Here is an 18,184-nt window from a genome sequence, read left to right on the forward strand (position 1 = left end):
TAAAATCATTTACCTCTCAACATATTCGTACAAGATATCCATACTTCCGTCTCAATTTCTTTATTTTTGAATCATAAAAAGCAGATTAAAACAGTTTTTTACATCATAACAAGGACTTAAATTGTATTTTTTTTAAACTATTTATAATAATTCCAAATAAACGCTGTTATTTATATTCATTGTCATAAATATTTAATATTTTAGCCTAATAATTGAAGCGAATGGGAATACTCCTTAAACCTATTGATATTGTAGATGATATTTCACAAGAAGAGTTCCGTGAAAAATATCTAAAACCATGTAAGCCAGTAGTAATCAAAAATATGGCAAGAAAGTGGTCTGCCTATCAAAAATGGACAATGGAGTACATGAAAGAAGTAGTGGGTGATGTTGAAGTCCCTTTATATGACAGTTCAAAGGCTGATCCGGCAGCGCCTATCAATACGCCAACTACTAAAATGCCTTTCAAGGATTATGTAGACCTTATCCAACGTGAGCCTACTGATCTTAGAATATTTTTCTTTGATCCGATTAAATTTGCACCAAAGCTTTTAGATGATTATATCCCGCCTAAAAATCTTATGGGCGGATTCCTTGATAAATATCCAAGTATGTTCTTTGGAGGGAAAGGTTCTGTAACCTTTCTTCACTATGATATTGATATGCCTCACATCTTCCATACTCATTTTAACGGAAGAAAACATGTTCTTCTTTTTGAATACAAATGGAAAACGCGTCTCTATAAGCTCCCTTATGCTACTTATGCCTTGGAAGATTATGATATTTCGAACCCTGACTTTGAAAAATTTCCGGCATTAGATGGTATTGAAGGTATCGAATGTTTCCTTGAACACGGGGACACTTTATTTATGCCTACAGGATGGTGGCACTGGATGAAATATTTGGATGGCTCCTTTTCTATTTCCCTTCGTGCCTGGGATAAAAGCTGGGCAGTAAAAGCTCATTCTCTTTGGAATCTGGCGGTTCAGCGTAATTTTGATAACTTCATGAAAGGAAGATACAAAAAACGATATATGGACTGGAAGGAAAGAAAAGCAGTTGAGAATGCCAATATTGCTTTAAAGAAGGGACTTCCAAGATAAACCTCTATAATTCACCGGTTCTATGATCTATGCAATCTAAAAATTATTTAAATTGCATAGTAAACTTGTTCCCTTAACTCCCGGTGTATGTTCGAAAAATTAATTGATAGTTTTGAGAAGCTTTGTCTGCAGATAATTATTGAAATATTGCTGGTTCCTGTGACTATTTTTAAACTGTTTCAGGACCCCAAGCGTTGTTATGATCTATCCGTACATGAAATGGAAAAGGAGGAAACAGAACGCTTTCATGATTACCTGTCCCCGATTAAACTGTCAGTATACACCTCAGTAATTGTTTCTGTCCTTCTGATGGATTATAGCAGCGAACAAAGCTTTATCTCCAAAATCAAAGGGCTGAGTATGGTTGAAAAAGCCTTATTTATTTTTCTGATGAACAATTTTACAGCAGTAGTATTCAGTGTAATATTGCTATGGTATAAAAAGGAGAAAGTAAATACAACAACCTTCCGTACCTTACTGTTTTCATTTATTTATACCACTGTATATACCTCTACTCCATTTTTTATATTAATTCTTTCTGTAATGTTTCTTGGGCAAACAGTGAATGTACAATCTTATGTAGATCATCTCGATAAGTTGACAACCTCAGGCATTTATAATTTCCGTGACAAAATCTTTTTTATAGTTTTTTTTGTATTTATTATTTTGGTCATTATTGGGCTTATAAAGCTATTCAAAGCACTACATTATATTCTCAGAGAAAATTTTCGTTACCATCCTTATGTTGTGTGGTTCTTTACTTTACTATTCTTTTTTATACAGCTTTATTATGCTAAAGGTTATATATAAGAGAGAATATCTGATATCAACAATAGAATTTAAGCTCTATTATTTTGTACACACTCTATCTCAAAGGATAATTTTTTCTTTTAAATAAAGAAAACTGATTAAATTAATTTAGTTTTTAACTTTTTTTACAAATTAAAAACCTTCTTTTTCCCATAAAATACTGAATAGCTTTTCAGAAGTACAGCATTTATCCTTTTTCACACAAAATACACGTAAAAACATAAACAATTAATAATCAATAAATTAAAAACATAACAAGTGATTATGTAGACAAATTAAAACATTGTGTATACAAATAGTAACGCCTGTTTCTTACTCTGGAAAAAGGTTTTGTTAATATTTGCAGAAACAAATACACATTTTATGAATTATAATTATTTGTCTTTAGGATTACTTCTTTTTGGAGCTAGCGCTTCTGGTCAAGTGGGTATCGGAACAGCCACTCCCGCAGCAACATTACAGGTTACGGGAAAACCTACAACAGCCACAGCCGCTGATGGGATTATTCCGCCTATTATTTCCAGAACTAATTTAATAGCAAAAACTGGTTATGCTGCTAATCAGAAAGGCGCTATTTTATATGTTGATGACATTTCAGGAGCTGCTCCGGCTGCCGGTTCTCCAGCTGAAGCTGTAACCAGTATCGGATATTATTATTTTGATGGTGGAAAGTGGCTAAGCCTTGCCAATAATCCTATAAACATTTACAATTCGAATGGTTCTTTAACAAGTCCCAGAACCGTAACCCAAGGAGCTAATACACTAGCCTTCAGTGGTACAGTGGCTAATGCTTTTTCTGTAGCAGGAAATACATTCTCTGTGGATGCTTTAAATAACAGAGTCGGAATTGGGACAACCACTCCTACCAGAAAACTAAATGTAGTAGGAACCGGACTTTTCAATGCTGCTCCTACATGGGCAGATACAACCGATGCCCTGGAAATTAATATTGGAAAAGATGGGCAGTCTTACGGAAACAGAAAGGAGAATTTTGGTATTCACATAAAGTCTGATGTAAGCGCACAACCTGGATCTATTGCCAGAATTAACTTTGGGGACGTAGGTCTGACCGGAATAGCAAAGTCAAAATACCTTTCTTTCAGTGTTGGTAATACGCTCAATGAGCTTATGTATCTTACGGACAGCAATAACGGAAAAGTGGGGATAGGAACTACAGCTCCTACTAATACTTTACATATCAAGTCCGATGCAAACCCTTTAAAACTGGAAGGGCTTCAGGATGATGCGACAGCAACAAACATTGTAGTTGCTGATGCTTCCGGTGTTTTAAAAACTATTGATAAAGCTTCAATTTCAAGTAATATCTACAATACAAACGGTTCTTTGACAAGTCCAAGAACAGTAACTCAGGGAGCCAATACATTAGCCTTCGCAAGTACAGCTACCAATGGTTTCTCTGTAGCAGGAACAACGATTTCTGTAGATGGAGCCAATAACAGAGTCGGAATGGGAACTGCTGCTCCTACCAATGCTTTACATGTAAAAGCAGCTTCTAACCCTGTGAAACTGGAAGGTTTACAAGCTGATGCGACAGCAACAAACATTGTAGTTGCTGATGCTTCAGGTGTTTTAAAAACGATTGATAAAGCCTCAATTTCAAGTAATATCTACAATACAAATGGCTCTCTAACAGATAACAGAACGGTAACACAAGGAGCCAATACATTAGCTTTCACAGGTACTGCTGCCAATGCATTTTCCATAGACGGAAGCACCTTTTCTGTAGATGCAGCTAATGACAGAGTGGGAATTGGAACGACAACTCCTACCAGAAAATTAAATGTAGTAGGAACCGGACTTTTCAATGCTGCTCCTACATGGGCAGATACAACCGATGCCCTGGAAATTAATATTGGAAAAGATGGGCAGTCTTATGGGAACAGAAAGGAGAATTTTGGTATTCACATAAAGTCTGATGTAAGCGCACAACCAGGATCTATTGCCAGAATTAACTTTGGGGACGTAGGTATGAACGGAATAGCAAAGTCAAAATACCTTTCTTTCAGTGTTGGTAATACCCTTAATGAGCTTATGTACCTTACGGACAGCAATAACGGAAGAGTGGGGATAGGAACTACAGCTCCTGCTAATACTTTACATGTAAAAGCGACAGCTGATCCTATTAAATTAGAGGGTTTACAAGCTGATGCAACAGCACCAAACATTGTAGTTGCTGATGCGACAGGTGTTTTAAAAACGATTGATAAAGCATCCATTTCAAGTAATATATACAATACAAACGGAACTTTGACAAGTCCAAGAACGGTAACTCAGGGAACCAATACATTAGCTTTCACAAGTACGGCTACCAATGGTTTCTCTGTAGCAGGAACAACGATTTCTGTAGACGGAGCCAATAACAGAGTCGGAATGGGAACTGCTGCTCCTACCAATGCTTTACATGTAAAAGCAGCTTCTAATCCTGTGAAACTGGAAGGTTTACAAGCTGATGCGACAGCACCAAACATTGTAGTTGCTGATGCGACAGGTGTTTTAAAAACGATTGATAAAGCATCCATTTCAAGTAATATCTACAATACAAACGGAACTTTAACAAGTCCAAGAACGGTAACTCAGGGTGCTAATACATTAGCTTTCACAAGTACGGCTACCAATGGTTTCTCTGTAGCAGGAAACACTTTTTCGGTAGACGGAGCTAATAACAGAGTGGGAATCGGGACTACAACTCCAACTGCTACTTTAGATGTAAACGGTAATGCCCGCATTAGTAATATGCCTGCTCCGAGCAGCACCTCCAACGCTGTATACTGGAATGCTTCAACGGGTACTTTAGAAGCACTAGCAACTACAAAAAAACCGTTTAATACATACAGATATACTGTTTCATTAATTGATTCTGACTGGATAAGTAATTTAAATACTAATATTCCTTCTAATGAATATACGGTAATCATCACAGCTGCCTTTTTTAGACCTGCCAGTACATCAACTTATCAAGGAGGAATTTCATTAAATAATATAACAACAGCAAATGCCTCATATAATATAATTTATTCGAATACCAATGCGAAGGATCAGCTATCTAAATTAACTGTATCTGATAAAAATGTATATATGTTTCAACAAAACGGGACATGGAGAATCAATGCAGATTATCCTAACGCCTCTCCTTTAACAACAAATTCAACGCAATATGAATGGGTTTTTGACTTATTGGTAATTAATAATTCTATGGTTAAAATAGGCACAGACCAAACTGTATCATTAGGTTCAGCAAGTTCAGGTTCTATACCAAAACCTACAGATCTTTAATCTATAAAATATTTTAGAAGCTCTGCTTTAAATGATATTTGCAACCCTTACAAATAATGTGGTACTATTAATTTTGATTAGCGAGATCTTAAAAAATGATTTGGGATTGATAGAAAATGACAGTGAAATTTCACTGTCATTTTTTTATTGTATTCACTGAAAAAAATATTTAAGATTTTTTTAACAAACGTACCAGTCTGTTCATATTTTATTTACATTTGTGAAAAACATAAACCTATGCCTCGACCTCGCGAAAGGATATTAAGCACTTCTATGCTTCTGTTTCACAGACAAGGGTATAACCGTACCGGTATTAATCAAATCATTGGTGATGGCAATGTATCAAAGGCGAGTTTTTATCAACATTTTAAATCAAAAGATGATTTATGCATTGAGTTTCTCAACAGAAGGTATGAATATTGGGTTTCTGAACTGGAAAAGTTTATATCTGAAGCCGCTACCCTTGAAGAAAAAATTTTAAAATCGTTTGACTTTCTTATATACATGAATGAGAAGGAAGATTTCCGGGGTTGCAGTTTTCTGAATATTTTATCTGAAATCCCTGCTGACCAGGTAGAAATTCATACTATTCTACGCTATCATAAAAATAAACTCAGAGAATATTTCAAAACAGAAATTCAGGATGAGACAGTAGCTGATCATGTGTATCTTCTGTTTGAAAGTTCAATATTAACAAGCCAGCTCTATCGATCCAATGAATTAATTGAGACATCAAAAAGCATTATAAAAAGTATACTCACCTCTTCACACTAAGGAAATTAAATATACTCATTTAAAAAGCAATTAAAAAAACTATGCGAAACTCTACTTTCTTGCAGAAAACTCATTCTGCAATGTTCAGACTATGCTTAATCGGAGCACATCCATCAGCTCATTTTTCTATGCTCAAGCCGGCAGAATCGGGATCAATAACCCATTCCTATTGAAGATGTTTATAAATGGAGAATGTGATCTTGAATGCCAGACATAAACCTTATAGGTTTTAGAAACCTATAAGGTTTGTAAGGTTTATTTAAAGACTTTCCCTGAAAACTGTTTACAAATGTTATCGTTTCTTCATAAAACATGAATGTAATTTTGTCCTTATAATAACAAACGTATGAAACATTTTATCCAGCAGCTTTTTCGTGATGTATTAGAAAATCCTGTATTTGATCAGTTATTGATTGAAAAGTATTTTTCAAAAGATTATATTCAATGGGTCGATCACAAATCATTAAACTATGAAGAATTTATTTTACATATTAAAAAGCTCAAAGAAAAGGTAGCTCAGCAAAATATAGAGATCATAAGCTATGCTGAAAACGGAAATATCATTTTCACCAAGCATATTGCAAAATCAGTTTTAAAAGATGGCAGTAAGGTTTGTCATAAAGTATTGGCAGAATTTACCATTGAGAATGAGAAAATTATAAAATGTGATGAATTAACCTTATTGGTAGAAGGAATTATTACAGCAAAAGACCTGGGTTCTGAAATTTAGTCTACAGCTTTCGCTCTTGTATTAACAATTCTTAAAACAATGTTAATTTTTACTTCAAACCTTTTTCCAAACAGTCGTTTAATTTTGTTAAGATTTTAATCTAATCAAAAGAAAGTGAAGAAAATTTTTACATCTGTTTTATTTTGTGCTTCTCTATTTTTCTATGCACAAACCGGTACTCTTTCCGGAAACATTAACGACGACGCCAAAATAGCCCTGCCAGGAGCTAAAATCTCCTTAAGCCCAGGAAATATCTATACAACTTCCGATGACAACGGAAATTTTGTTTTCCTGAATGTTCCTCCAGGAAGCTATACTATGAAAATTGATTATCTTGGATATGGAACGCATGAATACAATGTGATTGTAGAACCTGAGAAGAATACAAGGCAAAACATTGTTTTTGATAAAAAAGAAACATCCATTGCAGAAGTTGTAGTATCAGGAGCTACTTTAAAGAACCAAGCAAGAGCTTTAAACAAACAGAAAAACAATTCCAATATCACCAATGTAATTTCCTCAGATCAGATAGGACGTTTCCCCGATGCCAATATCGGAGATGCTTTGAAAAGAGTTCCGGGAGTTACGATACAAAATGATCAGGGAGAAGCCCGAAATCTGATCATCAGAGGACTTGCTCCCAACTTGAATTCTGTGACTCTGAACGGTGACAGAATTCCTTCTGCTGAAGGAGACAACCGTAATGTTCAGATGGACCTTATTCCTTCCGATATGATTTCAACCATTGAGGTGAATAAAACATTGACACCGGATATGGATGCAGATGCTATCGGAGGTTCTGTAAATCTTATTACAAGAGCTTCTCCTAACGGGCAGAGAATTTCAGCAACACTTGCCGGAGGTTATAACCCAATCCGTGAAAAAGGAAATTATACAGCCGGATTTGTCTACGGAAACCGTTTTTTAGATAAAAAACTGGGCGCTGTTTTCAGTTTTTCTTATAACAACAATAATTTTGGTTCAGACAATATAGAACCTGTATGGAGCCAGGCTAATGATGCTGCGAAAACTGTTTATATAAGTAAAATGGGGGTTCGCCATTATAATGAGCATCGTATCAGGCATAGTTTTGATTTGAATATGGATTATGAATTCAATTCCAGAAATAAAATCTATGCTTCCGCCATGTACAACTTCAGAAACGACAAGGAAAATCGTTTTGCGCTGGGATATAAAATAAAACCTGTTTATAATACTGATGAGTCTGAAATTACGGGATGGAAAGGCAGCATTACAAGGCAAAACAAAGGCGGAGATGCGGACAATGATAATACGAGACTGGAAAAACAAAAGATTCAGAACTATGCTTTAAGAGGAGAGCATTTATTAGGTTCTAAAGTGGATCTTGACTGGTCTGTAAATTATGCCATCGCAAGCGAAGACAAACCTCATCAGCGTTATATAGAGTTTGAAAACAGTAAAATGACATTCTCTCCGGACCTCAGCGATCCTAGAAAACCAAGGATCAATCTCCTTGCAGCTGATAATTTAGGTAATTATAAACTCAGTGATCTTTCGGATGCCAACAGTTTTACCCAGGAAAAAGAGTTTGGAGCTAAAGTAAATGTACGTTTTCCCTTCACTGTGATTGAAGACCAAAAAGGAAGACTTCGTACGGGTTTCCGTATGCGTTTAAAAGAAAAGGAAAGAGATAATGATTTTTATGCCTTTGAGCCTGTCAACAGCATGGGAAGTCTGCTTTCTGTACCAACAGTAAATCTTGACGGAAAGAATTTCCAGGCAGGAAATTATGTTCCGGGAGCATTTGTAGATCCGGCATATCTGGGAGGTCTTGACTTGTTTAATTCAGGTTTATTTAAAGGAAAATTAAAGCCATCAAAATTCCTTTCCAATAATTACAGCGCAAAAGAACAGATCTATGCGGGCTATATTCGTTGGGATCAGGATTTCAATGATAAATTATCCATGATTGTGGGAGCAAGAATTGAATCTACGACCATCGACTACACTGGAAATTACGTTTTGAATGAAAGTGATCTTGTTGGAAAAATCAACAATACCAATACGTATACAAACGTACTTCCGAATGTATCTTTCAAATATGTTCCGGTTCAGGATTTGGTTCTTCGTGCAGCATTTACCACCGCTCTTGCCCGCCCGAATTACTATTCACTGGTTCCTTATCTTAATGTAATATCGGAAGATGAGGTTATTTCAGCAGGAAACCCGAATTTGAAAGCAACTTATGCTTATAATTTTGATTTTATGGCTGAAAAATATTTTAAATCTGTGGGTATCCTTTCAGGAGGTATTTTTTATAAAAACTTAAAAGATTTTATTTATACTTTTTCACGAAGAAACTATACCGCCAACGACTTTGCTAATGATTTTGCGGGACAGTCCAACCCTATTCCGGCAGGTGAAAGCAATTGGAAATTTATGCAGCAGCGTAATGGCGACAATGTAGATATTTACGGATTTGAAGTCGCTTTACAAAGACAATTAGATTTCATTCCGGGGGCTTTCTGGAAAGGGCTTGGAGTTTATGTAAATTATACTTACACCCATTCAAAAGCTAAGGGCATTACCAATGAAGAAGGCATTGAGAGAACCGATGTAGGCTTTCCGGGAGCTGCTCCTCATATGTTCAACGGATCGCTTTCATGGGAAAACAAACGTTTTTCGGCAAGGGTTTCTATGAATTACGCCTCTCATTATATTGATGAACTGGGTGGAAAATCCTTTGATGACCGTTATTATGACAAACAATTTTTCCTTGATGCGAATGCTTCCTATAAAGTGACAAAACAACTAAGAGTTTTCGCTGAAGCCAATAATCTGACCAATCAGCCGTTAAGATATTATCAGGGAATTCAAAGCAGAACCGCACAGGCAGAGTATTACAGACCAAGATTTACCTTAGGGGTAAAATTCGATTTTTAACATGAAAAAGATAACACATTATATTGCAGCACTTACAGTTTTTCCGTTGGTGATAAGCTGTACAGGACAGAAACAATTAGGACAAAAATTAAAACCAGCCGTTATTACCGAAACAGTAGTTCACGACACCGATGATCCGGCAATATGGATTAATCCGGCAGATGCTTCAAAAAGTATTATCATCGGGACCGATAAAGATACCGATGGCGGATTATATGCTTTTGATCTCAATGGAAAAATAATACACAAAGTTTTGGGGCTTAAACGTCCTAATAATGTAGATATTGAGTATGGTTTTACTTTAAATGGGAAAAAAATAGATATTGCTGCGGTTACAGAGCGTGAAACCAATAAGATAAAACTTTATTCTCTTCCTGAACTGAATGAGGTTGGAGCGTTTTCCGTATTCGATGGTGAAACAGACCGTGGACCGATGGGAGTTTCGATGTATAAAAATCCTCAGACAGGAGAAATTTTTGTCATTGCAGGAAGAAAATCAGGACCTAAAGACGGTTATCTTTGGCAATATAAGCTTTCTGAAAAAAATGGAAGCATTACAGGAGATGTCGTTCGTAAATTTGGAAAATACAGCGGATTGAAAGAGATTGAAAGCATCGCTGTAGATGATGAAAAGGGATATATTTATTATTCCGATGAACAGTTTGGGGTTCACCAATATCATGCGGATCCGGCAAAAGGAAATGAAGAGCTTCTGGTTTTCGGACAAGGTGATTTCAAATCTGATGTAGAAGGAATTTCTATTTATCCTACTTCTGAAAACACGGGATATATTTTGGTTTCCAATCAGCAGAATGATACGTTTAATGTCTATTTGAGGGAAAATCCGGCAAAAGGCAGAATTACAGAGATACCGGTTTCAACGCTTGAAAGTGATGGTTCAGAAGTGACTAATGTTAATTTGGGACCCAAATTCCCTAAAGGTATGTTTGTTGCGATGAGTAATGGCAGAGTTTTTCATTTGTATGACTGGAGGATAATTGAAGAAAGGATTTTAGAGGCTGTAAAAGCTGCAAAACAATAATTTTCAAACGCAACACTAATAACACAATTATTACTCTTAGTGATATTTGTTTTAGATTATATTTTTAAACCATTAAGATTTAGGATGTAACTTTCTAATCCAATCTTAATGGTTTATTTTTTATATAATATTGCTATTTGTATTAAATTTATTCAATATGTTTTCTCAGAAATTCAGCAGTAAAAGACCTATTATTTTTCAGTAATTCCTTAGGGGTTCCTTCAAACAAAACCTTCCCTCCAAATTTTCCGGCACCTGGACCAATGTCAATGATCCAATCTGCCTCGGCAATAATATCCAGGTTATGTTCTATAACAATTAGCGTATTATTCTGATCTACAAGATCATTAAAAAAAGACAATAGCTTTTGGGTATCGCTTGGATGAAGCCCTGTACTTGGCTCGTCAAGCACAATAATCTGATTGGTGTTTTTCAGTTCTCTGGTAAGTTTCAAACGTTGTCTTTCGCCTCCGGAAAAGCTGTCCAATCGTTGTCCTAATGTGAGATAATCCAGCCCCAGTTTGATGAGCAGTTCAAAATTTTTGACAATATTTTCATCTTTAAAAAAGTCTTTTGCCTCTACTACCGTCATATTCATCACTTCTACAATATTCTGATGATGGTATTGATACTGAAGAACTTTCGGATCAAAACCAGAGCCGCTGCATACTTCACATGGCTGTTCAATATCGTCCATGAAAGCCAAATCAATTTTTTCCACTCCTAGTCCTTTACAATTTTTACAGGCACCTTCACTATTTCGGCTAAAAAGTTTTTCGGAAACGTTATTTGATTCAGAAAACAGTTTGCGGACAGCATCAGAAATATTGAGATAAGTCAGAAGATTAGAACGGGCACTTGCTGTGAATAATGACTGATCTATCACCGTTACATCAGGATAAAAACTAGGTAATACCTTATTAATTAATGTGCTTTTACCCGAACCGGCTATTCCTGTTACCACAGTCATAATCCCTAATGGAATATTGACATTTATATTTTTAAGGTTATGGAGATTAGCGTTTCTGATTTCAAGATATCCTTTAGGTTTTTGGCACTCTTCTTTAATCGTAATTTTTTTCTTAAAGTATGCTCCTGTTTTCCCTTTAGATTTCTTCAAATTTGTAAAATCACCCTCATAGATTACTTCACCGCCATTTTTTCCGGAACCAGGTCCCATGTCTATGATCCAATCTGCCCTTTTAATAAGATCCGGATCATGCTCTACCACCAAAACAGAATTGCCTTTATTCTTGATCTGATGTATGATAAAATTGATATTTTCAAGATCCTTAGGATGTAAACCAATACTTGGCTCATCGAAGATATAAAGTAAATCTACCAGGCTATTCCCCAAACTTTTCACCATTTTTATACGTTGAGACTCTCCTCCTGATAATGTATTTGTACTTCGATCCAAAGTCAGATATTGCAATCCTATCGCAATGATGTTCTGCAGCTTTGTAGAAAGTTCATGGAGAATAACTTCGTAAGCTTCTGATTCCAAACTAGTAATAAACCCGAATAGTTCATCTACGGAAAGTGCTGTACAATCTGCAATATTTTTACCTTTGATCTTACAGCTTAAAATCTTATCATTTAATCGTTTTCCCTCACATGAAGGACAACTTTTTGTGATCACCACATGATGTAAAGCAGATTTTCTGGTCAGATTTTCTTTGGAATCTTTTTTAAGAAATGTTTTTTCAATCCTGGGAATAACTCCTTCATACTTTACGGTTTTGCCCCAATTTTTATTCGGATGTTTGGGTTTATGTTCAGAGGCGTATAACAGAGTATCTAGTTCCTGGGAAGTAAAATCTTTCAACTTTTTATCATTATCAAAATAGCCGGATTCTGTATATCTTGTTAAGCGCCAGCCTCCGGGTTGAAAGGTTGGAAATTGAATAGCTCCTCCATTTAAAGACTTCTGCAGATCAATTAGCATATTTACATTCACTGTCTGTACAAAGCCCAGCCCTTCACATTCCGGGCACATTCCTTGCGGATTATTGAATGAAAACACATTGGAATATCCTACAAAAGGCTGCCCCATTCTTGAAAACAACAGCCTCAGAGAAGCATAAATATCAGCAGCAGTGCCTACAGTGGAACGTGCATTCCCTCCTAACCTTTTCTGATTGATGATAATAGGAACATTCAGGTTTTCAATTTTATCTACATCCGGAATACCGTAATGCTGTAATCGGTTTCTGATAAAGCTGTTCTGTGTTTCATTGATCTGCCGTTGTGCCTCGGCACCTATGGTCTCAAATACCAGAGATGATTTTCCTGATCCTGATACTCCCGTAAAAACTACAACCTTATGTTTAGGTATTTTTATGGAAATATTTTTGAGATTATTCTGTCTTGCATTGGTAATTTCTATTTTTTCCATTTTAAATCATTAACTTTGTTAATAGTTAACTAAGTTAATTAATTTACTCCATGAAACCTCTTGAAAAAAAATTTTTTGACACCTTTACCGATTTCCAATGCCTTATTCTCGCTCATATGAACAGAGGAGATATTAACGGGATAACAGCTTCTCATTACAATATCATTGAATACATTCTACGTAAAAAAGGGTCTACAGGAAAAGAAATATCCTCTGCTTTTAATATTACACCAGCTGCCGTTTCAAAGCAGCTTAAAACGCTTATAAACAATAATTTTATTATTCAGAAACAGGATGAAAAAGACCGCAGAAAATTCATACTCTCTGCTACTGAAAAAGGGAAATTTGTAGTTGAAAATTCTGAAACATTCCGAAAGAAAATTACACAGCAGACTACAGCAATCCTTAGTCCGGATGAACTTGAGCATTTTAATAATCTGTTAAGCAAAGTTTTGAGTGAAATCAAACTTTAAAGCTGCAGATTCTTTCTAATTAGTCGTATTTTTGATTAATATACTTTGTAAAACACTAAATAAATCATTTAAAAAATTAATTTCGATTCCATGAGTGAAATGATCAGACTTTTTCCGGCGTATGAAGATGTATTCTATGATGACCTGGAAAATCACAAAAAATATTTCCTTCCTATTTGTTCTTTTAATCTCGGGCTTATTGACTCTTCAAAAAATGAGTGGCTTCATATTGTTTCTGTAAAAGAAATTTATGACGGCTGTGTGGGAGAAGGGCGCGAAGAATATCATACTCAGTTTACTAAAGCAGATATGCTGGGATTTGATATCATTGATGGTAAATATAAATTCGATGCAGACTGGAATTACTTCCAAACTTCTAATGAAATTATGCCAGACCAATATAATGAAGAGTTTTCTGATCTCGACATTGAATACAATATGAATGAAGCTATGTATCAGCTGAAAAAAGCTTATTATAAAAAGCACGGTAAGCTGTATGATAAATATTCTTACAGACCGGGGCTTACTGTAAATGATATTCGAAGACTTGAAAGACTTAGACAGCTAACCGTTGAAGATCTGGAAAAAGATGAACATTCGGATTATATGGCTGAAAGAGCCGAAAATAAATTGTATGGAATATTTGAGGAGCTCAATATTGAGAAAAACAGTCTTGAAGACAGTAAGTTTGGCGGAGAAAATCTTATCAACAAACCTTACCTGAATGAGAAATTATTAGATTATATCGGCTGTATTGAAGGTTATGATTTCCAGGAAAATGCGGCTGATCAGATTTTTATATTCCATGATGATTCAATTAAAAAGACAGTAATCTGCTTTGAGTATACCTAAATTTTCATTTAAAAATGGCAAAAAAAACACTGAATGTTCTTTACACGGAAAGCAGGAAATAGGTCTTTTGTGTACTCATCTTGCTCATAGTCTATTGGATCGGATTCCTGTGGGTTTTCATGAGTTTGATCCGGGAGACCTCGGACGTCCTGATGCATGGTGTGATCTGTGTAATGAAACAGAACAACAGATTGAAACGGAGAAAGATGAGGAAGAATGGTTTGCCTGTTGTGATTATAAAATACTTTGTGTGGCTTGCTGGGATGAGGCAAAAGAGATGAATAGAAAAATTTAATAAAAACACTTATGCTTTATTAAACGCAAAGTACGGAAAGAAAAAGAATAAAATAGTTTTTTTCCGTTCGCTATGGCACTTCGTTCAGCAAATTCCAATGAGTTTATTTTGCTGAGTGAAACGCCTTTGCGTTCTTATTGTTAATGCTTTTTGTCAATACCTTTGTGATCGTTAGCGTTAAAAATAAATACCGTGGTGTTTAAAAATATAAAGATAAATTATACTAATGACTTCCAGAAACTTCCTACTTCCAGCACCTAGCTTCCCTCCTATCTATAAGTCCCAAACAGCCTGTCCCAGATAGAAGTATAGAACCCAAAATTCTTTGTTTCATCCCTATGGTGATGGTTATGAAATCTTGTAGTTCCGATAAAGAAACGGTCAAACTGTACAGGAAAAAACTCTCTGTTCAAATGTCCTATGGTTCCCCAGATAAGATTGATCAACAAATAAATCGAAATAGAGACTACAGAAAATTCATAGCACATGAGTAAAACCAGCATCATCACTCCAAAACCTATTGTTTCGAAAGGATGCAGTACAAAAAGGCTGAGATAATTGGTACTTACGTGTTCATGATGCTTTCTATGTAATAATCTGTAGACAAAAGGTAAATGAGCTGCGTAATGAAAAAAATACATCAGAAGATCCATTAAAAGTAATAATGCAATAACTTCCAATGTAATAACACCTGGTGAAAGGATATTATTCACTTCTATCCATCCATTTTTCCATAAAAAAACTCCTAGCAGCAGCACAAGACAGTTACAGGCAACCGTAAGAAAACTAATATAAAAATCAGACCTGGTTAAAGGATGGTCTTTTTCCTGTAATGGACTTTTGCGGCAGGTTTTATCAATAAAAAGATACAACCCTATTGAAAATAAATATAGGAAAACATTAATAACCAGACTGAAAATGATCCATTGTGACCATGAAAACTGCCAAAAAAGATCTAAATAACCGGAAAGTTCAGTCTCGTTACTATTCATATGCTTTTAACCTTTCAACTTGATGTTATAAAAGTATGAATTTCGGACTTAAAATAAGGTATTTCCGTTATTTCTCTTTGGCTTTTTTCCTAAGTTCTCTAAGTCTTGTAGCTAGTTTTTTTCGCAAATCATTGTGATACTCACGGTAGTTTTTAATACTTTTCTCAAGATTCTTTTTGTTGAGCAAATACTCTTTGTATAATTCATCAAGCTCTGAAATTTTCACTAAAATATCGGCAGTCTGAGCATCAGTTTCTTCCACAGCTTCTTGTAATACTACGCGAAAGTATTCCATACGGCTCGTCAGACTTGTGTGCACCTTGGGTTCTATTCCTTGCATTGTTTTATTTTTTTAAGAAACTTAAATGAGATTATTGCTGTCCCTGGATAAAATTCAGGTCGCTCTGATACAGAATTTTCACCTCGTTAGTTGACCTCTCATGACCCGCTGTTTTTAAGTAAGCTCCAGTGAGAACAGATGAAATCAATGTTTCATTAGAATCGCCCAAAGGTAATAATGGTAATTCTGCATATTCATTGACTGCTATCTGTGGTGAAATTCCGTTGCTATATTCACCGGAATTATGGGCATTAAATACTTTATAAATAACCGGATGAATCTGCCATGAAATTTTTCTCGGTTTACGTTTATCTTCTACGGAAAATCCTGCCATGTCTTTTCCTAAAGTTGTACTTCCGATCTGAATAACCTGTAAATAAGGTTTTAAATTATTAATCACAATTTCTGCTGCTGAAGCGGTACTGTTGGATGTAAGAATATAGACTTTATTTAATCCTAAAGCATTTGTGCGTAAGGCATTAAAACTAATTGCCTTTGGATCGTAAGCAATCTGCTGGGCAAATGTTCTTTTTACCTGCCCCCCGTTTTTATTTCCCTTGAATATAATAAAGGGTGAACTTTCCGAAATCCCTGACGGAATCAATGAGCAAAGTGCCGCAGCAGCAGATACAGATCCTCCATAGTTATAACGAAGGTCCAAAATAAGTTCCTGGACACCAGCAGCTTTAAATTCTGCAAATTTCTGACTGAAAACCGAAGTCATCCCATCGGGAAAATCATAAACATACAGATAGCCTACTTTTTTACCGCTTTTTTCAAAAACTCTGGATAAAACAGGTTGTTCAAAAGATAAACCATAATATACTTTGATCTCTTTTTCATCGGTGACCGCTTCATTTTTCCAGTTTCCTACGGTGAGGTCTAATACTGTAAAGTCTTTCATTGAAGAAGTAAGGGTTTCTGCATTTGCCGCCGTGATATTTTTACCGTTGATACTGGTAATAATCATTCCTCTTTCCAGTCCGGCATTGAAGGCTGGTGAATTTTTAAGAACCAGTTTAATGACAGCCAGTACATTTCCATTGGTCTGCTGAATAACGGTGTAATCAAAGCCGTACATATTTCGGATAGATCGTGGATAGCTGGAAGTATCTTCGGTATTTACAATAAAGGAAAAACGGTCTTGGGGAGACAGCAGACTTTTAAAAAAATCTTTTACAGGGAGGTGATAGTCAGGCTTTGCAGGCATTTGATCTGCCCAGTAATAATACCTTCTCATGCTGTCCTGAACCCAGGCATTAACAGATTCTGTACTTCCTTCGGGGAAAAAAGGTGTATTTTCATCCCTGTTGGTACAGGAAACGAAAATGGTAATAATGACTACGCTGCAAAATTTCAAAAAGCTTTTCATATTTTACTATAAATATTCTGAAACATCAATATCTCCTTTTACCACTGACCCTCCATTTTCTGATTTTTCCTGAAGTACAATCATATTGGCACCAGTATGCTGTTTTAATTTAACTTTAATTATTTCCGAGCCAATATAAGGTTGTGTAGTTCCTGGTTTATATAATTCAAGATATACAGGTGCTGTGGAGCTGAAAGCACTATAAATTTTTACCGGAGTAAAACCGTCTTTTTCAATATTATCAAATTCAGCAAGGACTGCTCCGTTTTCTTTTTTTAAAACACCTTTCACGCTTGTAAGAGATGTTCCTGAATATTCCCCCAAATTCGGAAAAATAAATACGAAGCCTACTTTTCCAAAGCCTACCTGAGGTTTTACGACATCTGTTTTCAGGAAAATTCCGGGAAGATTAAAGAAATTTACTTTGTTATAATCAGCTATATTATCATAGGTAATCATGTATTTTGCTATTTCTTTTCCTGTTTCATTATTATATATTGCCAGTTTATCGGTTTCTCCCTGATCTACAACAAACTGAAGCGTGGTTTCTATTTTATTGGTATAAGATGTTTTTCCGTCAATGGAAACAGGTTCTCCATTGAACCTCAATTGAAGTACATCAGGTTTGGAGTATCCTTTTATGATTATTTCACCTGGTTTTTGTGCGGTATCATATCTTTCCATTATTGTATTTTCTGCACAGGAAAATAACAGGATCAATAATAGGAATGCAAAGATTTTATTCATCTTTAATATCATTTAAAACTTTAAAAAAATTGCCCTG

At 35.5% G+C, this 18,184-nt stretch carries 15 protein-coding genes; 10 read left to right on the forward strand and 5 right to left on the reverse strand.

Annotation, left to right across the window (positions count from 1 at the left end):
• The first annotated feature begins 221 nt into the window (after positions 1–221).
• The 7 genes from AC5YGG_RS06670 (at position 222) to AC5YGG_RS06700 (ending at position 10,678) form a co-directional block, all read left to right on the forward strand.
• Positions 222–1,103 (forward strand): cupin-like domain-containing protein, encoded by an 882-nt coding sequence (locus AC5YGG_RS06670; RefSeq protein WP_496143719.1) that lies wholly within the window; start codon positions 222–224, stop codon positions 1,101–1,103.
• A gap of 87 nt (positions 1,104–1,190) precedes the next feature.
• The gene (locus tag AC5YGG_RS06675) at positions 1,191–1,913 is read left to right on the forward strand and encodes a hypothetical protein (RefSeq protein ID WP_496143720.1); all 723 of its coding nucleotides are present in this window, start codon (positions 1,191–1,193) and stop codon (positions 1,911–1,913) included.
• A 363-nt stretch (positions 1,914–2,276) separates the two neighbouring features.
• On the forward strand, positions 2,277–5,207 hold the full coding sequence (locus AC5YGG_RS06680) for a beta strand repeat-containing protein (RefSeq protein ID WP_496143721.1): 2,931 nt from the start codon (positions 2,277–2,279) through the stop codon (positions 5,205–5,207).
• Between the two features lie 237 nt (positions 5,208–5,444).
• Positions 5,445–5,981 (forward strand): TetR/AcrR family transcriptional regulator, encoded by a 537-nt coding sequence (locus AC5YGG_RS06685; RefSeq protein WP_496143722.1) that lies wholly within the window; start codon positions 5,445–5,447, stop codon positions 5,979–5,981.
• Between the two features lie 346 nt (positions 5,982–6,327).
• Positions 6,328–6,711: a hypothetical protein gene (locus AC5YGG_RS06690; protein WP_496143723.1), complete on the forward strand. Its 384-nt coding sequence runs from the start codon at positions 6,328–6,330 to the stop codon at positions 6,709–6,711.
• A 114-nt stretch (positions 6,712–6,825) separates the two neighbouring features.
• Positions 6,826–9,636, forward strand: a complete 2,811-nt coding sequence (locus tag AC5YGG_RS06695; protein WP_496143724.1) for a TonB-dependent receptor — start codon at positions 6,826–6,828, stop codon at positions 9,634–9,636.
• 1 nt (position 9,637) lies between these two features.
• Positions 9,638–10,678, forward strand: a complete 1,041-nt coding sequence (locus tag AC5YGG_RS06700) for a phytase (RefSeq protein ID WP_496143725.1) — start codon at positions 9,638–9,640, stop codon at positions 10,676–10,678.
• Positions 10,679–10,826: 148 nt separating this feature from the next.
• On the opposite strand, the gene AC5YGG_RS06705 is transcribed toward AC5YGG_RS06700, so the two are convergent.
• Entirely contained in the window at positions 10,827–13,076 is a 2,250-nt protein-coding gene (locus tag AC5YGG_RS06705) for an ATP-binding cassette domain-containing protein (protein WP_496143726.1), read from the reverse strand.
• Between the two features lie 50 nt (positions 13,077–13,126).
• Here AC5YGG_RS06705 and AC5YGG_RS06710 point away from each other — a divergent pair, with 50 nt between their 5' ends.
• From AC5YGG_RS06710 to AC5YGG_RS06720, 3 genes are all read left to right on the forward strand, one after another.
• On the forward strand, positions 13,127–13,549 hold the full coding sequence (locus tag AC5YGG_RS06710; RefSeq protein WP_496143727.1) for a MarR family winged helix-turn-helix transcriptional regulator: 423 nt from the start codon (positions 13,127–13,129) through the stop codon (positions 13,547–13,549).
• Positions 13,550–13,639: 90 nt separating this feature from the next.
• Positions 13,640–14,401 (forward strand): hypothetical protein, encoded by a 762-nt coding sequence (locus AC5YGG_RS06715; RefSeq protein ID WP_496143728.1) that lies wholly within the window; start codon positions 13,640–13,642, stop codon positions 14,399–14,401.
• A complete protein-coding gene (locus tag AC5YGG_RS06720; protein ID WP_496143729.1) occupies positions 14,388–14,696 on the forward strand; it encodes a hypothetical protein in 309 nt (102 codons plus the stop codon). Before AC5YGG_RS06715 ends, AC5YGG_RS06720 begins: the two co-directional genes overlap by 14 nt.
• Positions 14,697–14,965: 269 nt before the next feature.
• Here AC5YGG_RS06720 and AC5YGG_RS06725 read toward each other — a convergent pair whose 3' ends face one another.
• From AC5YGG_RS06725 to AC5YGG_RS06740, 4 genes are all read right to left on the reverse strand, one after another.
• Complete coding sequence (locus tag AC5YGG_RS06725) at positions 14,966–15,688, reverse strand: sterol desaturase family protein (RefSeq protein WP_496143730.1); 723 nt, start codon at positions 15,686–15,688, stop codon at positions 14,966–14,968.
• A gap of 67 nt (positions 15,689–15,755) precedes the next feature.
• Positions 15,756–16,028, reverse strand: a complete 273-nt coding sequence (locus tag AC5YGG_RS06730; protein ID WP_496143731.1) for a hypothetical protein — start codon at positions 16,026–16,028, stop codon at positions 15,756–15,758.
• A 31-nt stretch (positions 16,029–16,059) separates the two neighbouring features.
• Positions 16,060–17,400 carry a S41 family peptidase gene (locus AC5YGG_RS06735; RefSeq protein ID WP_496143732.1) on the reverse strand — a complete coding sequence of 447 codons (1,341 nt, stop codon included), beginning with the start codon at positions 17,398–17,400 and terminating at the stop codon, positions 16,060–16,062.
• Positions 17,401–17,406: 6 nt separating this feature from the next.
• Positions 17,407–18,147, reverse strand: coding sequence for a hypothetical protein (locus tag AC5YGG_RS06740; protein WP_496143733.1), 741 nt, complete (start codon positions 18,145–18,147; stop codon positions 17,407–17,409).
• Positions 18,148–18,184 lie beyond the last annotated feature (37 nt).

The organism is Chryseobacterium sp. CS2K3 (genome assembly GCF_059515185.1).